Raw genomic sequence first — 17,827 nt, 5'->3', positions numbered from 1 at the left:
CTCGCTCCTTTGGATTTTTTCCTTTCCCAGACCACCCGTGGCTTTGTCGCCTTCGCCTCGCCGTGCTGTTCGCACTGTCTTCGGCTTGGCTTCGCGCCACGAGCGGCCTGGAAAAGGAATTGTTTTGTGATGCCGCTTGTTACGGCTTATTCCTTGTGGCTTGTCTCATGTTTTTCTTTTTTACCGTGCATGGTCATGATGGTCTGCTGCATGACCGCGCACAGAGTCTTCTTGCCGTCTTTCACCGCAAACACCTCGCCCCGGGTCACGGTCAGGGTGCGGCCGTATTTCAGCACCGTACCCTGGGCGATGAGCAGTTCCCCGTCGGCCGGGGCCAGCAGGTTCATCTTGTATTCCACCGTCAGCACGCTGGCGTCGGCGGGCGTCAGGGTGTTGGCGGCATAGCCGGCGGCGGAATCGGCAATCATGCCGACCACGCCGCCGTGGATGAAGCCGTGCTGCTGGGTCACCTCCGGCTTGTAGGGCAGGTGGATCTCCGTGTAGCCCGCCTCCACCACCGGCATGGTGGCCCCGATCAGGGCCATGGCCTGCTGGCGGTGGAAGCTGTCCCGCACGCGGGCGGCGAAATCCGGATCGCTGGGGTGGTGCATGTCGTCTCCTCCGGCGCATTGTTGCGCTCTCTGGGATGCTATTGAATGTTACGTTGACGTAAACGTCAACTACCGCTGAAAACCTTCAGCCGGCCGCCTTGCCGGCGCTGGCCGCTCCCTGGCTGCGGCCGGCCTTTTCCAGGGCTTCGGCCTCCACCAGATGCTCGCGGCAGACGGCTTCGATGGTCTCGATCTCGGCCAGAACGGCCTCGATGTCCTCCCGCTGCTGCTCCAGGGCGGCCCGCCGTTCCGACAGCACATCGAGCAGGCGGGTCAGCTGGTCGGTCTCGTCCCGGGCCACGTCGTACATGTCGATCAGGTCCCGGATCTCGGCCAGAGACAGGCCCAGGCGCTTGCCCCGCAGGGCCAGCTTGAGGCGGGTGCGGTCGCGCTTGGTGTAGACCCGGTTGCGCCCTTCCCGGTTGGGCGCGAGCAGGCCCTGGTCCTCCCAGAAACGGATGGTGCGGGGCGTGATATTGAACTCCCGGGCCAGGTCCGAAATGGTGAAGGTCGGGGTGGCGGCAGCAGGCTCGGCCGCTTCGCTAACGGTGCTCACGTCGGCGCATCTCCGGAGAAAGTGGGGCGGGTTGGGAAAAGTGACGGGAGAGTTAAACAGATGCCCCGCCATTTTTCAATCGATACGACGGATACCCGCCGCCGCCAAAGGCCGGCCGGGATCGCCCCGGGACCAGCCGTCTGTCATGTTGGCGTAAGGGAACTGGGCTTCAATGGCCCTTGTCCCGGGGTATAGTTAAAAACTCCAATAACGCCCCTGCCACCCCACTCCTGTCCATGAAACCATCGCTGCACCTGCCCTTTTCCGAGCCCCCGGCCCCCGGCACCACCCTGGAAGTGGCGCCCGGCATCCTCTGGCTACGCATGCCCCTGCCCTTCGTCCTCAACCACATCAACCTGTGGCTGCTGCGGGACGGCGACGGCTGGGTGGTGGTGGACACCGGCTTCGGCCTGCCCGACATCCAGGCCATCTGGGAAACGGTCCTGGCCGGCCTCGACGGCACCATCGCCGGCATCGTCGTCACCCATTTCCACCCGGACCACCTGGGCCTGGCCACCTGGCTGCAGGAGCGCTCCGGCGCCCCGCTGTACATGACCGCCGGCGAATACCTGACCGGCCACGCCGTTTGGCACGAAATCGGCGGCCACGGCACTGCCCCCATGCTGGCCCAGTTCCGCCTGCACGGCCTCGACGCGGAACGCTGCAGCGCCCTGGAGCAACGGGGCAACGGCTATCGCAAGGGGGTGCCGGCCATGCCCCAGACCTACCATCGCCTGTTCGACGGCGACACCCTGGAGATCGGCAGCCGGCGCTGGCAGATCATCGTCGGCCACGGCCATTCGCCCGAGCACATGTCCCTTTACTGTGCTGATTCCAACGTGTTAATTTCAGGTGACATGCTGTTGCCGAAAATTTCCACCAACATCAGCGTTTATGCGGTCACCCCCCGGGACAACGCCCTGGAGCATTACCTGGATTCCCTGACCCGCTTCGCCCGGGAATGCTCCGACGAATCCCTGGTGCTGCCCTCCCACGGCCTGCCCTTCAAGGGCATCCGCCAACGGGTGGACGACCTGCACGGGCATCACGATGAACGCCTGGCCGTGCTGGAGGAGAACTGCAGCGAACCCCGTAGCGCCGCCGAGTTGCTCGCCGCCCTGTTCCCGCGGGCCCTCGACACCCACCAGACCATGTTCGCCATGGGCGAGGCCATCGCCCACCTGAATTACCTGGAGCAATCCGGCCGCCTCACCTGCCAGCAGGGCGCGGACGGCATTCTCCGGTATGTCCGGAAACAAACCACGCATTGACCAAGAAGGGGATTCACGATGTCGCAGCAGACCCAACAGGAAGACCACAACCTCCCCAACCCGGCCGAGCTGGCCAAGTCCTACGCCGAAGTGGCCCAGCGCGCCTCCCGCCTGCTGACCCATTTCATGGAAAAGAAGGCCGCCGAGGGCATCAATCCGCCCAGTGACGAGATGGGCATCGCCAAGGCCTTCATGGACCTGTCCTCGCGCCTCCTGGCCAATCCCTACAAGCTGGCCCAGACCCAGATGAACATGATGTGGGACTACTTCTCCCTGTGGCAGGGCTCCATGCTCAAGATGATGGGTATGCCGATCCAGCCCATCGCCGCACCGGCCAAGGGCGACAAGCGCTTCCACGACGAGGACTGGGAACAGCATTTCCTCTTTGACTACATCAAGCAGTCCTACCTGATCGCCTCCCGCCACATCCACGACACCGTGTGCTGCGTCGAGGGCCTGCCGGACGAAGCCCAGAAGAAGGTGGCCTTCTACACCCGCCAGTATGTGGACGCCCTGTCCCCCTCCAACTTCGCCTTCACCAATCCGGAAGTGTTCCGCGAGACGGTGAAGAGCCACGGCCAGAACCTGGTCAAGGGCCTCAACAACCTGCTGCAGGACATCGAAGCCGGCGACGGCCAGCTGCGCATCCGCATGACCGACACCAGCGCCTTCGAGCTGGGCAAGAACGTGGCCACCACCCCGGGCAAGGTCGTCTTCCAGAACGACCTGTTCCAGCTGGTGCAGTACGAGCCCACCACCAAGGAGCAGTACAAGAAGCCCCTGCTGATCGTGCCGCCCTGGATCAACAAGTTCTACATCCTGGACCTGCGCGAGAAAAACTCCCTGGTGAAATGGGCCACCGACCAGGGCCACACCACCTACATCATCTCCTGGGTCAATCCGGACGCCCACCTGGCCCAGAAGACCTTCGAGGACTACGTCACCGAGGGCACCCTGGCGGCCATCGCCGCCGTGGAAAAGGATACCGGCGAGAAGCAGATCGACGTGGCAGCCTACTGCATCGGCGGCACCCTGCTGGCCACCACCCTGGCCTACATGGCGGCGAAGAAGGACAACCGGGTGGCCTCCGCCACCTTCTTCACCACCATGATCGACTTCTCCAACCCGGGCGAGCTGGGCGTCTTCATCGACGAGCAGCAGGTCTCCAGCCTGGAGCACAAGATGGCCGAGCGGGGCTATCTGGAAGGCAGCGAGATGGCCATGACCTTCAACCTGTTGAAGGCCAACGACCTGATCTGGTCCTTCGTGGTGAACAACTACCTGCTGGGCAAGGACCCCTTCCCCTTCGACCTGCTCTACTGGAACAGCGACTCCACCCGCATGCCCTACGCCATGCACAGCTTCTACCTGCGCAATATGTACATGGCCAACAAGCTGAAGGAGCCGGGCGGCATCAGCATCGCCGGGGTGCCCATCGACATTTCCAAGATCAAGGTGCCCGCCTACTTCATCTCCACCGTGGAAGACCACATCGCCCCGTGGAAGAGCACCTACCTGGGGGCCAAGCTGTTCTCCGGCCCGGTGCGCTTCGTTCTCGGCGGCTCCGGCCACATCGCCGGCATCGTCAATCCGCCGGCCGCCAACAAGTACGGCTTCTGGATCAACGACGCCGCCAAGCTGCCCGCCACCGCCGACGACTTCCTGGCCGGCTCCACCCAGCATCCGGGTTCCTGGTGGACCGACTGGAACGAATGGGTCACCGGCCTGGACGGCGGCAAGAAGGTGGCGGCGCGCAAGCCCGGCGCCGGCAGCCTCAAGGTGCTCGAGGAGGCCCCCGGCTCCTACGTCAAGTTCCGGCTCGACACCCAGAAGAAGGAATCGGCCTGATCCTGGCAGGCCGCAAAAGCAAAGGGCGCCGACGGCGCCCTTTTTTTTCAGCCGGCGTGCCGGCCGGCTCCGCCTACATCTGGGCCACCTGGTTGCGGCCGTGGCGCTTGGCCTGGTAAAGGGCGCTGTCGGCCCGGGCCAGCACCGCATCGAAATTCGGATCGCCGGCCCGGAAGCCGGTGACACCGATGCTGACCGTGTAGGCGATGGTGAGGCCGTTGCAGTGGGCCGGCTGGCCGGCGATGGTCTGGCACAGGCGCTGGCCCAGGGCGAGGCCGCCGTCCTGGTCGGTATCGGGGGAAAGGATGCAGAATTCCTCGCCGCCGATGCGGCCGAAGAGGTCCACCTGGCGCAGCAGGATGCCGGTGCGGCGGGAAAAGTCCCGCAGCACCGCATCGCCGACACCATGGCCGTAGGTGTCGTTGATGTGCTTGAAGTAGTCCAGGTCCAGCATCAGCACCGAGGCCGGATTGCCGGCCCGGTTGAAGCGCGCCATCTCCTGATCGGCCAGGCGCAGGAAGCTCTGCCGGTTGCATAGCCCGGTTAGGGCGTCGGTGGTGGCCAGCTGGCGCAGTTCGTCCTCCAGCTGCTTGGCCTGGGTGATGTCCAGCATGAAGCCGCTCCACACCGCCGACTGGCCCGGTTCGATGACGTTGGGGCGAGACGAGAGGCGCAGCCACTTCTGCCGCCCCGAGGGAGTGAGGATGCGGATCTCGCTGCTGAACTGACTGGCACTGCGGTTGGCGGCCTGTTCCTCCTGGCGCAGGCGGGGCAGGTCCTCCGGATGCACCAGCTGCCAGAAGCACTCCATGTTGGCCATCAGCACCTCGGCCGGCACTTCGAAAATCTCCTCGCAGCGGGAATTGAGGTAGAGGAAACGGCTGTCACCGTCGCCGTGCAGGATGTAGTCGTAGAGCACGCAGGGGACGGTGCGGGCAAGGCGCTCGAAGCGCTCCTGGCTGGCGGCCAGCTCCCATTCGGTGCGCTTGCGCTGGTCGATGTCGGCAATGTTGCCGACCAGGCCGGTGGTGCGGCCGTTGGCGTCCACCAGGGCCTTGCCGGTGAGGTTGCCCCAGAACTCGCTGCCGTCCCGGCGCCGGTAGAGGCGCTCCACGTCCACATGGCCGACACCCCGGGCCATGGTGTTGAGCATGTTCTGCCGCCCCGCCTCCCGTTCCTGGGGATGGATCAGGCTCACGTACTCGCTGCCCACCAGCTCGTCCAGGGTGTAGTGGAAAAGGTCGGCCATGCGGCGATTGGCATGGACGATGCGGCCGCTCATGTCGAGCAGGAAGATGCCGACGCTGGAACTGTCGTAAATCGCCTGCAGCAGCGAAGTGTCATCAGCGATGCGCTTCTTCATCCGTGGGGGCCCCTTCTTTGCGGCTGCCTTTATAAAGAAAGCGACAGCCTGGGAGCATGGTATTCCTCCTGCCGGGTTTCTGCACGGCCGGCGCTACCGTGCTAGCCTGAAGGCAAACGGCAGCATGGAAATACCCCACATGTACCTTCCCGACTACGATGGCGGCAGCATCGCCAACCTCATGGCCTCCCTGGCCCGGGCCTGCGGCAGCTGGGCCAGCCCCTGCCCGCCCCTGGCCGAACTGCCCCCGGCCCGCCTGGCCGCCGTCAGCAACCTGGTGCTGATCGTGGTGGACGGCCTCGGCTACGATCTGCTGGCAGAACGCCCCGGACCACTGCGGCCCTATCTGCGCGGCCATCTCACCTCGGTCTTTCCCAGCACCACCGCCGCCGCCATTCCCACCTTCATGACCGGCCTGCCTCCCAGCCGGCACGGCCTCACCGGCTGGCACATGTGGCTGCGGGAAGTGGGCGCCCTGCTCGCCATCCTGCCCCTCAGCGCCCGTCCCGGAGCGCCCCTGGCGGAGCCCCTGCCGCCCCGGGCCGAGCTGCCCCAACGCCTGTTCCGGCACGACACCCTGTACCAGACCATGGACCGCACCAGCTACGTGGTGTCACCCCATTTCATCGCCGACAGCCCCTTCAACCGCTACCACAGCCGGGGCGCCGTGAAGCAGCCCTACCACGGGCTCGACGGCCTCTTCGCCGCCCTCGGGCAGCTCACCGCCAAGGCCGGCCGCAAGTTCGTCTACGGCTACTGGCCCGACTACGACAGCGCCGCCCACGAACACGGCTGCCGCAGCCCCCAGGCCCTGGCCGCCATGGATGCCTTCGCCACGGCCTTCTGCGCCTGGCTGGAGCAGATCCGGGGCAGCGACACCCTGGTCCTGATCACCGCCGACCACGGCTTCATCGACTGCCCGCCGGAGCGGCAGATCGCCCTGGCCGACCATCCCCTGCTGGCCGAATGCCTGGCCCTGCCCCTGTGCGGCGAGCGGCGGGCCGCCTGGTGCTACCTGAAGCCGGGCAAGGCCCCCGTGTTCGAGGCCTACGTGCGCCAGCACCTGGCCCATGCAGCCCGGGCCGTGCCCCGGGAACAGCTGCTGGCCGAAGGCTGGTTCGGGCCCGGCCCCTGCCACCCCGAACTGGCGGCCCGCATCGGCGACTACGCCCTGCTCATGGCCGACGACTGGGTCATCCACGACACCCTGCCCGGGGAAGCGCCCTACACCCTGATCGGCCACCATGGCGGCCTCAGCCCTGCGGAAATGCGGGTGCCCCTGCTGGTGGCCCGGCCCTAGGCTGCGCCCATGCACGCGTGGAACCTGAGCCCGGCCCAGGCCCGGGCGCTGCAGCTGGAACTGGCGACCCGGGTGGAACGGCAGGACCGGCTCGGCCCCCTGCGACGGGTGGCCGGGGTGGACGTGGGCTTCGAGGACGGCGGCGCCGTCACCCGGGCCGCCGTGGCGGTGCTCGACTTCCCCGCCCTGACGCCGGCGGCCCAGGCGGTGGCCCGGGTGCCCACCACCTTTCCCTATGTGCCCGGTCTGCTCTCCTTCCGCGAAGGGCCGGGGGTGCTGGCGGCCCTGGAGCAGCTGGAGGCCCTGCCGGATCTCCTCCTGTGCGACGGTCAGGGCATCGCCCACCCGCGCCGGCTGGGCATCGCCAGCCACCTGGGAGTGCTGCTTGATGTGCCCAGCATCGGTGTCGGCAAAAGCCGGCTCACCGGCTGGCACGAGGCCGTGGGGCCGGAGAAGGGGGACTGGGTGCCCCTGTGGGACAGGCGGGGCGGCAGCGAAGTGATCGGCGCCGTGCTGCGCAGCCGCCGCGGCTGCCTGCCCCTGTACATCTCCATCGGCCACCGGGTCAGCCTGGCCACCGCCATCGAGCTGGTGCTGGCCTGCACGCCCCGCTACCGGCTGCCGGAAACGACGCGTCAGGCCCACCGCCTGGCCTCGGGCTGAGGCCGGCGCCGTGCCGCTGCAAGGGGAAGGTGAAAGGGAAACGGCGCCGGGCGGCTAGTCCCGGGCCGGCTGCTCGGCATCGTTGAGTTCGTAGGCGTCGGCCACGTAGCCGTGGCCCTTCATCAGGACCACGATGATGCAGGCGATGGCCAGGGTGAACACCAAGGTCCAGTGCAGGACGACGACGCTGATGGCCAGGATGTCGGCCGTCTGCAACTGCTTCCCCACCTGGGCCAGGGAGCCTTCCAGGGGCACCAGGCGCATGGCCAGGGCGGCCAGGGCCGGCAGCAGGGTGCCGATGAGGGCGATGCGGGGCAGCTTGCGCAGCAGGGTCCATTCGAAGCCCGAGGCTTCCCGCCGGCTGCCCGGCAGACGATGCAACATGCCCATGATGCCCTCCCGCAGAAACGGTGCCGCCGGCCGGCGGCACCTGTTCCTGAGAATAGCAAAAGGGGCCGGGGGTTCCCCGCGACCCGTTGCCGCAAGCCTCAGTCGGTGACCAGCCCGGCCACCGAGTCGGTCAGGCCCACGGCCAGGGTGCCCAGCTCGGCCACGGCCTGGCTGGAGGCGCGGATGGCGGCGTGGTTCTCCTCGGCCATGTCGGCGATCTCCTGGATGTTGCGGGCGATCTCGGTGCTGGCGTCGCGCTGGCCGGCGGTGGCATCCACGATGTCGCGCACGTGCTCGGCGGAACGGCCCACGGCGTGGCGGATTTCCGCCAGGCTGCGGGACAGCTCCTCCACCCGGCGGGTGCTGCCGTCCACCCGGGCGCTGTTGTCGTCCATGCCGGCCACGGCTTGATGGATGTCCTGCTGGATGGCGCTGATGGTGCTGCCGATCTCCCGGGTCGAGACGCCGGTGCGGTCGGCCAGCTTGCGCACCTCATCGGCCACCACGGAAAAGCCGCGGCCGTGCTCGCCGGCCCGGGCCGCCTCGATGGCGGCGTTGAGGGCCAGCAGGTTGGTCTGGTCGGCGATCTCCTGGATGGTCTGCACCACCTTGCCGATTTCCCGGCTGCGCTCCTCCAGGCTCTGGATCAGCTGCACGCTCTCGCGCACGCCGCTGACCACGCCGGCCATGTCGGCGGCGGCGGCCTCGGCCTGGACGGCGCCGCGGCCGGCAGCGGCGTCCGCCTCCTCGGTCATGCGCGCCGTCTCCCGGGCGTGTTCCGCCACTTCGGCGACGCTGACGCTCATCTGCTGCACCGCCGCCGCGGTGCGGGCGGCGGCCTCGCTCTGGCGGCCGGAGGCATGTTCCACCTGCTGGCTGGCCCGGGCCAGGTTGTCGCTGGCCTCCACCACGGCGCGGGCCGCCTGGCCGTTGCCGCGGATGAGGCCGGCGAAGGTTTCCGCCATGTGGTTGAAGCTGTGCCCGGCCTCGGCCACCTCGTCGCCGGAGACCAGTTCCACCCGGGCCCGCAGGTCGCCGCCGGCCATCACGGCGGCGGCGCCGCGCAGGCTGTGGATGCCGCGCATGATGGAGATGTAGGCGCCGGTAAAGCCGTAGACGATCACCAGCAGCAGCAGGGCGAGCCCCCCCAGCACCAGGTTGCGCACCAGCAGCAGCCTGCCCTGGCGCTCCGCCAGGAGACCGTCGATGGCCGGGGTCAGGGCCCGGGCCAGGTCCAGCACGGCGGCCATGGCCACGTCGCCCCGGGCGGCGTATTCGGCGGCGCCGATGTCGAAGTCGGTGGTGTCGATGACCTTGGTGGTGAGCACTTCCTGCAGGCCCAGGGAGGCGGTGCCGACATTGCCCGCCGGGCCTTCCAGGCCGGCCTTCAGCCCGGGCCGCAGCTGGGCGGCCTTGTCCACGTTCTCCAGGGTCCAGCCGATGAGGGGCTCCAGGCCGCCGCGCACCACCGTCAGCCGGTTGCGCAGGCCCGACTTGAGGCGCTTGCGCGCCACCGCGCCGAGGCCCGCATCCCGGGCCAGGCCCAGGCTTTCCACCAGCAGCGGCAGCTTCACCGAGAGGGTGTCCACCAGGGCGGCAGCGGCCACGTCGCCGTCCCGGCGCAGGCGGCTGCCGTCGGAGATCTGGCCGAGCCACTGGCGGCTCAGCTGGGACAGTTCCAGATAGGCCTCGAGACCGCCATCCGCCTCGTCTTCCGGGCGCAGGGCCGCCACCGCCTGCCAGCGGCCCTGCAGTTCGGCCCAGGCCGGGGCGGGACCGAGGGCGCCGGCCTGTTCCTGGGCCAGCTTGCCGACCCGGGCCAGGGCCTGTTCCACGGCGGCCCGGCGCTGGGGCAGGCGCTGCTGGAAATCCGCCTCGCCGGCGGCGGCGCCCTGGAAGGCGCCGTGCAGGTCATGCAGCGCCAGCATCAGTTCCAGGGCCGGCAACTGCAGGGCCAGCCCGGCCCGTTCCTGCTCCAGCTCGGCCAGGGCGCTCTGGCGGTCCGCCAGCAGCAGGCCGCCGAGGAGGATCAGGGGCAGGGCGAACAGGGCGCCGGTGGCCAGAAGCTTCTGGCGGTAGGAGAGGCGGCCAACCAGCCAGGCGGCGGGGGCGAATAGCGCTTTCATGGAGTCCGGTCCGAAAAAGTGTGACTTTTTTCAGGTTAACGGCCCAATGTGTCACGCCGATGAAATGCGTTTGTAATGATCACGGGCGCAGTGCCCGTCTGTCAGCAAAGAGGGACGGGCCTCTTCAGGACCCCTACCCCATGGTTCAGCACGGACGCGGGCCCGCGGGCATGGCAGCCGAAAAACCTTGCCCCCATTGGCTGACAGCCGGGCATCGTCTCAGTCGCCGGTGGGGGAGATGCGGAACTCCAGCAGGCCGTTGCCCTGACGCAGATGTTCGGCCAGGCGCTCAAAATTGTGCTTGCCGTAGGTCTTGATGATCATGCGGTACTCGTACACGGCGCCGGACTCGGACAGGCGGTAGCTCATGTTGGCGATACTGAAGCCGAAGCCCTGTAGCAGCTGCCGCACCGTATCCTCCACCGGGGCACCGCTGCCCGGATAGCGCAGAACCAAGTGGGCATAGGCCTGGCTCGGCACCCGGTACTCGATCCAGCGGAACAGGGCCAGGGTGCCCAGCACGGCGGCGGTGGAGATGAGGGCGGGAAAGTAGAAGCCGATGCCGTAGAGGATACCCAGGGCGGCGGTGATCCAGATGGAGGCGGCGGTGGTGAGGCCGCGCACCGTCAAGCCTTCCTTGAAGATGACGCCGGCGCCGAGGAAGCCGATGCCGGTCATGATGCCCTGGGCCATGCGGGTGGGATCGGTACGGATGGCTTCCAGGGGCATGGCGGTCATCCAGCGGCCCTGATAGGTGGTGACCACCATCAGCAGGGCCGAGGCCAGGCACACCAGGGCGTGGGTACGGAAGCCGGCGGGCCGGCCGTGGAAGCTGCGCTCCAGTCCCACCAGACTGCCGGCGACCCAGGCGCTGCCCAGGTGCAGGATGATTTCCAGGTAGTCGTTGGACATGGCATTCCTCCCTCTGGCTCAAGGGGAAAAAATGCCACCGCGCCGAAAGCGGGGCAAGCCCGGGTTTACCCCGGAGCGTGCTGGGGACTCAGGCCGTGCGGCCGGGACGGGGCAGGCCGGCAACCAGGGCGGAGAGGCGCTCCAGGCCGGGAATGCGGCCGACGCTGGGGGGCCACTCGATGGCGTCGAGCATGTTCTTCACCACCAGGCCCAGTTCGGTGTCGCCTTCGATGGAGAGCTGGCGATTGAAGAACAGGGTGTCCGGGTCCTCCTGGCGGCTGACCAGCTGCAGGTAGGCGGAGAGGTCGGCGCGGAAGGTCAGGTCGGGCTCGCCGGCGGCGCCGAAGACGGGACGGAACCAGCCGTTGGCGTAGGTGAAGCGGGCTTCGCCGCCGGTGTCGTTCACCGCCACCAGGAAGGTCTTGCCCGCCAGGCTCTGCAGGCTGTCTTCCGGCAACAGCTTCAGCTTGGCCGCGGTGTTGAGGCCGGAGACCAGGGCCAGGGCGTGGGGCCACTGGGGCAGGCGGGCACCGATCTTGGCGACGAACTCGGGCAGCTTGAAGGTGGGAATGGTGAAGTGGCTCATGTCAGGCTCCTGCATGCAGTTCGGTGGTGGCCGCCGCTGCCAGATCGATGCCGGCGCGGCCGAACCAGTAGCCGTCGCACAGGCCGTGCTCGGCCCACTGGGGCTGTTCCGCCACCTCTTCGCCGCGGCGGGCGCGCTCGAAGGCGGCGACGATGGCGGCAGTATGCGCCGGTTGGGGGCTGATGCGCACGGCGTCGATGCCCATCTGCGACAGTTCGGGCATCAGGTGCAGCAGGCTGTAGGTCTGGGCCGACATGGTCTGGATGCCGTTGATGACCAGGAAGGGCTGCTTTTCCCGGGTCAGCAGGGTCAGGCCCTCGCTGTGGTCCAGGCACTTGAACTGGCAGTCGTCCTTGTTCAGGTTGTAGTGCCGGGCGGTGAAGCAGCGGGCGGAGAAGGCCAGGGGAATCTTGCCGAAGGCGAAGACCTCCGTCTCCATGCCTGCCGGACGCGCCTGGTGCAGGGTCTGCACCAGTTCCCGGGTCGCCTCCAGGGGCGGCACCCAGCGCTTGGCGCCGAGGCCGGCGAAGTAGGCCAGGGCCGATTCGTTGTAGATGTTGAGGTGGGGGCCGCAGACGAAGGGCAGCTGCTTTTCCCGAGCCAGGCTGACGGCGCCCAGGTCGTTGGCCTCGAGGGAGCAGTTGCCCTCCTCCACCAGACGGCGCAGGGCCTTCAGGTCGCTTTCCGATTCCAGCAGGGCCTGGGCCGAGATCACCACCTCCTTGCCCGATTCGGCCAGGTCCCTGGCCAGGCCGATCCAGTCGCTGGTGCGCAGCTGCTGGCGGCGGGAGCACACCACTTCGCCCAGGTAGATGCGGTCCAGGGGCGTCTCCAGCATGGAGGCGTAGAAATTCATCACTTCCTGCTTGGGCCAGAACCACAGCAGGGGGCCGAGGGAGAGTTTCATGGTCATGTTCGTGCTTTCCTCTCTCAGCGCCAGGGCCGGTTGTAGGCGCCCAGGGTGGCCTGGTGGCCCTCGGAAACCTTGGTCAGTTCGGCCTGCCAGGAAGGCTTGACGCTGTAGCGGTCGTTGCCGTCCTTGAGGCTGTCCAGGGCGGCGCGCAGGGTGCGGGTGACCTGGGCGACGTAGGCCGGGCTGCGCTGGCGGCCTTCGACCTTGATGGCGCGGACGCCGATCTTGACGATCTCCGGCAGCACCGAGAGGACGTTGAGGGAGGTGGGTTCCTCCAGGGCGTAGTAGGTCTCGCCCTGGACCTCGAAGCGGCCCTTGCACAGGGTCGGGTAGCCGGCGTTTTCCTGGTCGCCGTAGCTGTCGATGAGGATGCCGTTGAGGCGGGCATCCATGCGGCCCGGATTCTTTTCCCAGCGCACGTACTTGGCCGGGGAACAGGCGCCGACGGTGTTGGGGGATTCGCCGCAGGCATAGGAAGAGAGCCAGCAGCGGCCCTCGTTCATGACGCAGAGGCTGCCGAAGCCGAACACCTCGATCTCCACCGGGGTGTTCTTGATGACGTGCTCTACCTGGGCCAGGGTCAGCACCCGGGGCAGCACGGCGCGGCGGATGCCGAATTCCTTGTGGCAGAAATTGACCGCCTCGTAATTGGTGGCGGAGCCCTGCACGGAGAGGTGCAGGTTGAGGTCCGGGTACTTCTCCCGGGCGTAGGCCAGCAGGCCCACGTCGGCCAGGATCAGGGCGTCCACGCCGAGGCCAGCGGCCACGTCCACCGCCTCCCGCCAGGCCTGCACGCGGCCGGGCTGGGCATAGGTGTTGAGGGCCAGCAGCACTTCCTTGCCGCGGCTCTGGGCGTAATGCAGCCCTTCGGCCATGGTCTTCTCGTCGAAATTGAGGCCGGCGAAGTTGCGGGCGTTGGTGTCGTTCTTGAAGCCCAGGTAGACGGTGTCGGCGCCGTTATCGACGGCAGCTTTGAGCGCCGGCAGGCTGCCGGCGGGGCAGACCAGTTCGGGCAAGGGATTGTTCGACATGGCAAAAATGGGGAATCCGGGGAAGCCGGGAGTATAGCCCCGCCCCCGCGCAACCCCTTGATTTCGGTCAAACAGGGGGCAGGGAGCGCCCGGCGGACTGCAGCCGGGCCGGGACAAACGTGTAAGCTGATGCGCTCCCCATGCCCCGAATGAATCCCATGAAGTGCGTCGATGCAGCCTGGAAAGCCCACGAGGCAGAACTGATGCGGTTCATCGCCGCCCGCCTGCCCGACCGGGAGGAGGCCCGGGACCTGCTCCAGGAGGTTTTCCTACGGGCGCTGCGGCAACCCGATGCCCTGTGCGGGGTGGAAAATCCCCGGGCCTGGCTGTTCCAGGTGGCCCGCAACCTGCTGATCGACCGCTTCCGCCTGCAGCGGCAGCAACTGCCCCTGGACGAAGACTGGCCCGCCGCCGAGATCCCCGAAGTCCCCCCGGTGGACAGGCTGGCCGACTGCCTGCCCCGGGTTCTCGGCGAACTGGCGGAGGCCGACCGGGAGGCCATCCGCCTGTGCGACATCGAAGGCCTGAGCCAGCAGGAATTCGCCCAGCGCCAGGGACTCTCCCTGGCCGCGGCCAAGTCCCGCGTGCAAAGGGCCCGCCGCCGGCTGCGGGCCCGCCTGGTGCAGGCCTGCCAGGTGCGTTTCGACGGCGAAGGCCAGGTCTGCTGCTTCGTGCCCCGGCCGCCCCTCCTTCCCCGGGACTAGCTGCATCCTTTTTGCCCCTGCTTCGTCTTCTGTGCGAGATGCCCCGTTGCCGGCCACGGCCGGGGCCAACACCGCCTTTCGCGAACAGGAGTGAAGATGAATGTGGAAATGAACACGGCGGCCCCGGCAAGGGGCCTGGGATGGCGCTGGCTATGCGGCACGGCGGCAGCCGCCGGACTTTGGTTCTGGCTCTACGGCAATCTGACGGCCATAGCCGATTTCGTCGTTGCCGCCCTGGGACAGAGCCGTCAGACGGCCCTGGGCGAAGCCCTGCACTTCTTCGTCTATGACACGCCCAAGGTCCTGCTGCTGCTGACCGGCATCGTCTTCCTGATGGGCGTGGTCCAGACCTTCTTCGCACCGGAGCGCACCCGCGCCCTGCTCTCCGGCAGGCGCACCGGGGTGGGCAACGTCCTGGCGGCCGGCCTGGGCATCGTCACGCCCTTCTGCTCCTGCTCCGCCGTGCCCTTTTTCATCGGCTTCCTCTCGGCGGGTGTGCCCCTGGGAGTGACCTTTTCGTTCCTCATCGCCGCCCCCATGATCAACGAGGTGGCCCTGGCCCTGCTCTTCGGCATGTTCGGCTGGCAGGTGGCCCTGCTCTACCTGGGACTGGGGCTGCTGGTCGCCATCCTGGCCGGACTGGTGATCGGCCACCTGAAGATGGAGGCCCACCTGGAAGACTGGGTGCGGGCGATCCAGGCGGGCGCCCCCGCCAGCTTTACCGGCGGCGGCATGAGCTGGGTGCAGCGGGGCCGCGCCGGCCTGGACCATGTGCGGGACATCGTCGCCAAGGTGTGGCCCTACGTGGTGGCCGGCATCGCCCTGGGCGCGGGCATCCATGGCTACGTGCCGGAGGACTTCATGGCCTCCTTCATGGGCAAGGACGTGTGGTGGGCGGTGCCGGCGGCAGTCGTGCTCGGCGTGCCCATGTACACCAACGCGGCCGGCATCATCCCGGTGGTGGAGGCCCTCATCGGCAAGGGCGCGGCCCTGGGCACAGTCCTGGCCTTCATGATGAGCGTCATCGCCCTTTCGGCGCCGGAGATGATCATTCTGCGCAAGGCCCTCAAGCCCCGCCTGATCGCCACTTTCGCCGGCGTGGTGGCCCTGGGGATCCTCCTCGTAGGTTACGTCTTCAACGCCGTTCTATAAGGAAGCATGATGAAAGAAGTGAAAGTCCTGGGCACGGGCTGTGCTAAATGCAAGACCCTGGTGGCCATGGTGGAACAGGCGGCCATGCGTACCGGCACCGCCATCGACCTGGAAAAAGTCGAGGACATGGCCCGCATCATCGGCTACGGCGTCATGGCGACGCCGGCCCTGGTGATCGAGGGCCGGGTGGTCCACAGCGGCAGCCTGCCGGAGGCTGGTGCCATCGACCGGCTGCTGCAGGAATCCTGACATTTCCGGTCCGCCAGGTGTCGGCGGCGTGCCAATGAAAAACCGGCTCCGGGTCGCCCCGGGCCGGTTTTCTCTTTTGATTGTTTCTCTGTTGGGGAGGTACGGAAGCTGGGAGAGTTACACCCCCGTACCGGTGCGACGAAACCGTGCAAGCTTTGCTGTCACGACCCGCCTTCGCTCCCCGTCGCACGGGAGAGTCGGCAGACCGGCGCTCAGAATTTGACCGCGATGTCCTCGTCCAGCAGCATGTACTGGCAGGCCAGGCGCCAGCCCGGGGCCAGGTCCTTCACCACCAGTTCGTCCAGCTCGGCCTGCTTGACCTTGCCGGCCAGCACCAGGGCGGTCTTTTCCTTTTCCGTCAGGTGGGCGGCCATGGGCTGCTTGTTGCCCAGGTGCAGCACTTCCACGGCGCAGGAGCCGCAGTTGCCGTCCTGGCACTCGAAATCCACGGGGATCTTGTGTTCCTTGGCCAGGCCGAGGATGGTGGAACGGTTGCCGGCCACGGCATACACGGTCACGTCCTTCTTCTGCTTGGGGGAGGAAAACGTCACGTTCGGCATTGAATCACTCCTGTAAAAAAATCCCGCCCGCCATCGAAGACCTGATGGACGGGCGGGCAGATCGTCACCGCACGACGTCGAAACTGGTGCCCTTCGGATCCTTGTCGAGCACGTCGAAGATCTTGTCGAGGATCTTCACGAGCACGTTGAGGCCGCCCTGGTAACCCCAGATGGGGAAGCGATGGTGGTGGTGCCGGTCGAAGATCGGGAAGCCGATCCGGATCAGGGGCACGCCCGTGTCACGCTCCAGGAACTTGCCGTAGGAGGAGCCGATGAGGAAGTCGGAAGGCTCGGTGGCGAGCAGGGAACGCATGTGCCACAGGTCCTTGCCGGCGTAGATCTTGGCTTCCTTGCCGAAGGGGCTGGCTTCCAGCAGGGCGCCGAGCTTGGTCTCGAAGTCCTTGGTGGAATTGGTGACCACGATGTGCTTGGGCTCGGCGCCGACTTCCAGGAGGAAGCTGACCAGGCCGTAGACCATGTCGGGGTCGCCGAACAGGGAGAAGCTCTTGCCGTGCAGATAGGCCTGGGAGTCGGCGATGGCGTCCACCAGACGGCCCCGTTCCTTTTCCAGCTCGGCCGGGATGGCCTTGCCGGTGACGCGGGAGACTTCCATGAGGAAGGCATCGGTGGCGGTGACGCCCACCGGGTTGTGGAAGGCGACGACTTCCTGGCCCTTTTCCTTGATGAACTCGCCGGTCTTGGCCGTGGAGAAGCCCTGCAGCAGGAAGGTGGCCTTGGCATTGACGGCGGCAATGCCGTCGTCGATCTTGGTGCCGCCGTCGTACATACGGAATTCGCCGTCGGCCGGGGTATCGAAGACGTCGGAGGGATCGGAGAGGACGGTGAAATCCACACCCATCAGGCCCAGCAGGCGCTTGATTTCCCGGTTGTTGCCGACGCAGTAGCCGTCGAAGCCGCCGTTCACGTTGATGGCGGCGCCTTCCTTGCGTTCCTGGCCGGCCCACAGGTTGGTCAGCACGCCCTTGAGCATGTTGTCGTAGCCGGTGATGTGGCTGCCGACGAAGGACGGGGTGTGGGCGAAGGGCACGCGGAAGTCTTCCGGAATGGAGCCCTTCTGCTTGGCGTTCTTGATGAAGCCGTCCAGGTCGTCGCCGATCACCTCGGCCATGCAGGTGGTGGAGACGGCGATCATCTTCGGCTTGTACAGCGCGTGGGCGTTTGCCAGGCCGTCGATCATGTTGTTCAGGCCGCCGAACACGGCCGCGTCTTCCGTCATGGAGTCGGAAACGCAGGAGGAAGGCTCCTTGAAGTGACGGTTCAGGTGGGAACGGAAGTAGGCGACGCAGCCTTGGGAACCATGCACATAGGGCAGGGTGCCTTCGAAGCCGGAGGCGCAGAGGACTGCGCCCAGGGGCTGGCAGGCCTTGGCCGGATTGACGGTCAGGGCTTCGCGCTTGAAGTTGATTTCCCGGTATTCCCAGGACTTGGTGAAGGCCTCGACTTCCTTGACCTTGTCGGCGGAAGCGCAGTCCTCGAACTGCTTCTTGCGGGCCATCAGGTCCTGGTATTCGGGCTGTTTGAACAGCTCGTTGTGGTCGAGCACTTTCTCAGCGGATTGCGGCATTTTGAAT

Annotated in this window: 18 protein-coding genes; 7 read left to right on the top strand and 11 right to left on the bottom strand. The window is 67.1% G+C overall.

Translation table 11 applies throughout. The features are described 5' to 3' along the window. Positions 1-146: 146 nt before the first annotated feature. Both AC3QLZ_RS11810 and AC3QLZ_RS11805 read right to left on the bottom strand, forming a co-directional pair. Positions 147-611, bottom strand: a complete 465-nt coding sequence (locus AC3QLZ_RS11810) for a PaaI family thioesterase (RefSeq protein ID WP_014236080.1) — start codon at positions 609-611, stop codon at positions 147-149. Positions 612-696: 85 nt separating this feature from the next. Then, positions 697-1,167 (bottom strand): MerR family transcriptional regulator, encoded by a 471-nt coding sequence (locus AC3QLZ_RS11805; protein WP_014236079.1) that lies wholly within the window; start codon positions 1,165-1,167, stop codon positions 697-699. 236 nt (positions 1,168-1,403) lie between these two features. Between AC3QLZ_RS11805 and AC3QLZ_RS11800 the strand changes: the two genes are divergently transcribed. Together AC3QLZ_RS11800 and AC3QLZ_RS11795 are read left to right on the top strand one after the other, a co-directional pair. Further along, positions 1,404-2,438, top strand: a complete 1,035-nt coding sequence (locus AC3QLZ_RS11800) for an MBL fold metallo-hydrolase (protein WP_014236078.1) — start codon at positions 1,404-1,406, stop codon at positions 2,436-2,438. Positions 2,439-2,456: 18 nt separating this feature from the next. Continuing rightward, the gene (locus AC3QLZ_RS11795) at positions 2,457-4,286 is read left to right on the top strand and encodes a PHA/PHB synthase family protein (protein ID WP_014236077.1); all 1,830 of its coding nucleotides are present in this window, start codon (positions 2,457-2,459) and stop codon (positions 4,284-4,286) included. 73 nt (positions 4,287-4,359) lie between these two features. On the opposite strand, the gene AC3QLZ_RS11790 is transcribed toward AC3QLZ_RS11795, so the two are convergent. Beyond that, the gene (locus AC3QLZ_RS11790) at positions 4,360-5,649 is read right to left on the bottom strand and encodes a sensor domain-containing diguanylate cyclase (RefSeq protein ID WP_014236076.1); all 1,290 of its coding nucleotides are present in this window, start codon (positions 5,647-5,649) and stop codon (positions 4,360-4,362) included. Between the two features lie 124 nt (positions 5,650-5,773). On the opposite strand from AC3QLZ_RS11790, the gene AC3QLZ_RS11785 reads away from it, so the two are divergent. Next, complete coding sequence (locus AC3QLZ_RS11785; protein ID WP_043797770.1) at positions 5,774-6,949, top strand: alkaline phosphatase family protein; 1,176 nt, start codon at positions 5,774-5,776, stop codon at positions 6,947-6,949. A gap of 9 nt (positions 6,950-6,958) precedes the next feature. Further along, positions 6,959-7,612 carry a deoxyribonuclease V gene (gene nfi, locus AC3QLZ_RS11780; RefSeq protein WP_014236074.1) on the top strand — a complete coding sequence of 218 codons (654 nt, stop codon included), beginning with the start codon at positions 6,959-6,961 and terminating at the stop codon, positions 7,610-7,612. A 54-nt stretch (positions 7,613-7,666) separates the two neighbouring features. On the opposite strand, the gene AC3QLZ_RS11775 is transcribed toward nfi, so the two are convergent. From AC3QLZ_RS11775 to ubiU, 6 genes are all read right to left on the bottom strand, one after another. Then, positions 7,667-8,002, bottom strand: a complete 336-nt coding sequence (locus AC3QLZ_RS11775) for a hypothetical protein (protein WP_014236073.1) — start codon at positions 8,000-8,002, stop codon at positions 7,667-7,669. A 98-nt stretch (positions 8,003-8,100) separates the two neighbouring features. Beyond that, positions 8,101-10,128 carry a methyl-accepting chemotaxis protein gene (locus AC3QLZ_RS11770; RefSeq protein ID WP_014236072.1) on the bottom strand — a complete coding sequence of 676 codons (2,028 nt, stop codon included), beginning with the start codon at positions 10,126-10,128 and terminating at the stop codon, positions 8,101-8,103. A gap of 219 nt (positions 10,129-10,347) precedes the next feature. Continuing rightward, positions 10,348-11,040 carry an MgtC/SapB family protein gene (locus AC3QLZ_RS11765; RefSeq protein ID WP_014236071.1) on the bottom strand — a complete coding sequence of 231 codons (693 nt, stop codon included), beginning with the start codon at positions 11,038-11,040 and terminating at the stop codon, positions 10,348-10,350. A gap of 88 nt (positions 11,041-11,128) precedes the next feature. Beyond that, the gene (gene ubiT, locus AC3QLZ_RS11760; protein WP_014236070.1) at positions 11,129-11,626 is read right to left on the bottom strand and encodes a ubiquinone anaerobic biosynthesis accessory factor UbiT; all 498 of its coding nucleotides are present in this window, start codon (positions 11,624-11,626) and stop codon (positions 11,129-11,131) included. 1 nt (position 11,627) lies between these two features. After that, on the bottom strand, positions 11,628-12,539 hold the full coding sequence (locus AC3QLZ_RS11755) for a U32 family peptidase (protein ID WP_014236069.1): 912 nt from the start codon (positions 12,537-12,539) through the stop codon (positions 11,628-11,630). A 17-nt stretch (positions 12,540-12,556) separates the two neighbouring features. Next, positions 12,557-13,570: a ubiquinone anaerobic biosynthesis protein UbiU gene (ubiU, locus tag AC3QLZ_RS11750; RefSeq protein WP_014236068.1), complete on the bottom strand. Its 1,014-nt coding sequence runs from the start codon at positions 13,568-13,570 to the stop codon at positions 12,557-12,559. A 140-nt stretch (positions 13,571-13,710) separates the two neighbouring features. Here ubiU and sigZ point away from each other — a divergent pair, with 140 nt between their 5' ends. The 3 genes from sigZ (at position 13,711) to AC3QLZ_RS11735 (ending at position 15,675) form a co-directional block, all read left to right on the top strand. Beyond that, positions 13,711-14,274: an RNA polymerase sigma factor SigZ gene (sigZ, locus tag AC3QLZ_RS11745; protein ID WP_014236067.1), complete on the top strand. Its 564-nt coding sequence runs from the start codon at positions 13,711-13,713 to the stop codon at positions 14,272-14,274. Positions 14,275-14,370: 96 nt separating this feature from the next. Continuing rightward, on the top strand, positions 14,371-15,426 hold the full coding sequence (locus tag AC3QLZ_RS11740) for a permease (protein ID WP_014236066.1): 1,056 nt from the start codon (positions 14,371-14,373) through the stop codon (positions 15,424-15,426). A 9-nt stretch (positions 15,427-15,435) separates the two neighbouring features. Next, positions 15,436-15,675, top strand: coding sequence for a thioredoxin family protein (locus AC3QLZ_RS11735; protein ID WP_014236065.1), 240 nt, complete (start codon positions 15,436-15,438; stop codon positions 15,673-15,675). Positions 15,676-15,887: 212 nt separating this feature from the next. Here AC3QLZ_RS11735 and AC3QLZ_RS11730 read toward each other — a convergent pair whose 3' ends face one another. Together AC3QLZ_RS11730 and nifK are read right to left on the bottom strand one after the other, a co-directional pair. Beyond that, positions 15,888-16,235 carry a 2Fe-2S iron-sulfur cluster-binding protein gene (locus AC3QLZ_RS11730; protein WP_014236064.1) on the bottom strand — a complete coding sequence of 116 codons (348 nt, stop codon included), beginning with the start codon at positions 16,233-16,235 and terminating at the stop codon, positions 15,888-15,890. 64 nt (positions 16,236-16,299) lie between these two features. Beyond that, positions 16,300-17,820, bottom strand: a complete 1,521-nt coding sequence (gene nifK, locus AC3QLZ_RS11725) for a nitrogenase molybdenum-iron protein subunit beta (protein ID WP_014236063.1) — start codon at positions 17,818-17,820, stop codon at positions 16,300-16,302. Positions 17,821-17,827: the final 7 nt, after the last annotated feature.

The organism is Azospira sp. MPR-LB4 (assembly GCF_058809525.1).
This window is presented reverse-complemented; position numbering and strand designations above follow the sequence as displayed.

Excerpts from the sequence above, each read along its gene's own strand:
- ubiU (WP_014236068.1), bottom strand. The coding sequence starts at position 13,570 with ATGTCGAACAATCCCTTGCCCGAACTGGTCTGCCCCGCCGGCAGCCTG.
- AC3QLZ_RS11795 (WP_014236077.1), top strand. The coding sequence starts at position 2,457 with ATGTCGCAGCAGACCCAACAGGAAGACCACAACCTCCCCAACCCGGCC.
- AC3QLZ_RS11735 (WP_014236065.1), top strand. The coding sequence starts at position 15,436 with ATGAAAGAAGTGAAAGTCCTGGGCACGGGCTGTGCTAAATGCAAGACC.
- AC3QLZ_RS11755 (WP_014236069.1), bottom strand. The coding sequence starts at position 12,539 with ATGACCATGAAACTCTCCCTCGGCCCCCTGCTGTGGTTCTGGCCCAAG.
- ubiT (WP_014236070.1), bottom strand. The coding sequence starts at position 11,626 with ATGAGCCACTTCACCATTCCCACCTTCAAGCTGCCCGAGTTCGTCGCC.
- AC3QLZ_RS11770 (WP_014236072.1), bottom strand. The coding sequence starts at position 10,128 with ATGAAAGCGCTATTCGCCCCCGCCGCCTGGCTGGTTGGCCGCCTCTCC.
- nfi (WP_014236074.1), top strand. The coding sequence starts at position 6,959 with ATGCACGCGTGGAACCTGAGCCCGGCCCAGGCCCGGGCGCTGCAGCTG.
- AC3QLZ_RS11765 (WP_014236071.1), bottom strand. The coding sequence starts at position 11,040 with ATGTCCAACGACTACCTGGAAATCATCCTGCACCTGGGCAGCGCCTGG.
- nifK (WP_014236063.1), bottom strand. The coding sequence starts at position 17,820 with ATGCCGCAATCCGCTGAGAAAGTGCTCGACCACAACGAGCTGTTCAAA.
- AC3QLZ_RS11740 (WP_014236066.1), top strand. The coding sequence starts at position 14,371 with ATGAATGTGGAAATGAACACGGCGGCCCCGGCAAGGGGCCTGGGATGG.
- AC3QLZ_RS11810 (WP_014236080.1), bottom strand. The coding sequence starts at position 611 with ATGCACCACCCCAGCGATCCGGATTTCGCCGCCCGCGTGCGGGACAGC.
- AC3QLZ_RS11785 (WP_043797770.1), top strand. The coding sequence starts at position 5,774 with ATGGAAATACCCCACATGTACCTTCCCGACTACGATGGCGGCAGCATC.
- AC3QLZ_RS11790 (WP_014236076.1), bottom strand. The coding sequence starts at position 5,649 with ATGAAGAAGCGCATCGCTGATGACACTTCGCTGCTGCAGGCGATTTAC.
- AC3QLZ_RS11800 (WP_014236078.1), top strand. The coding sequence starts at position 1,404 with ATGAAACCATCGCTGCACCTGCCCTTTTCCGAGCCCCCGGCCCCCGGC.
- AC3QLZ_RS11730 (WP_014236064.1), bottom strand. The coding sequence starts at position 16,235 with ATGCCGAACGTGACGTTTTCCTCCCCCAAGCAGAAGAAGGACGTGACC.
- AC3QLZ_RS11775 (WP_014236073.1), bottom strand. The coding sequence starts at position 8,002 with ATGGGCATGTTGCATCGTCTGCCGGGCAGCCGGCGGGAAGCCTCGGGC.
- sigZ (WP_014236067.1), top strand. The coding sequence starts at position 13,711 with ATGCCCCGAATGAATCCCATGAAGTGCGTCGATGCAGCCTGGAAAGCC.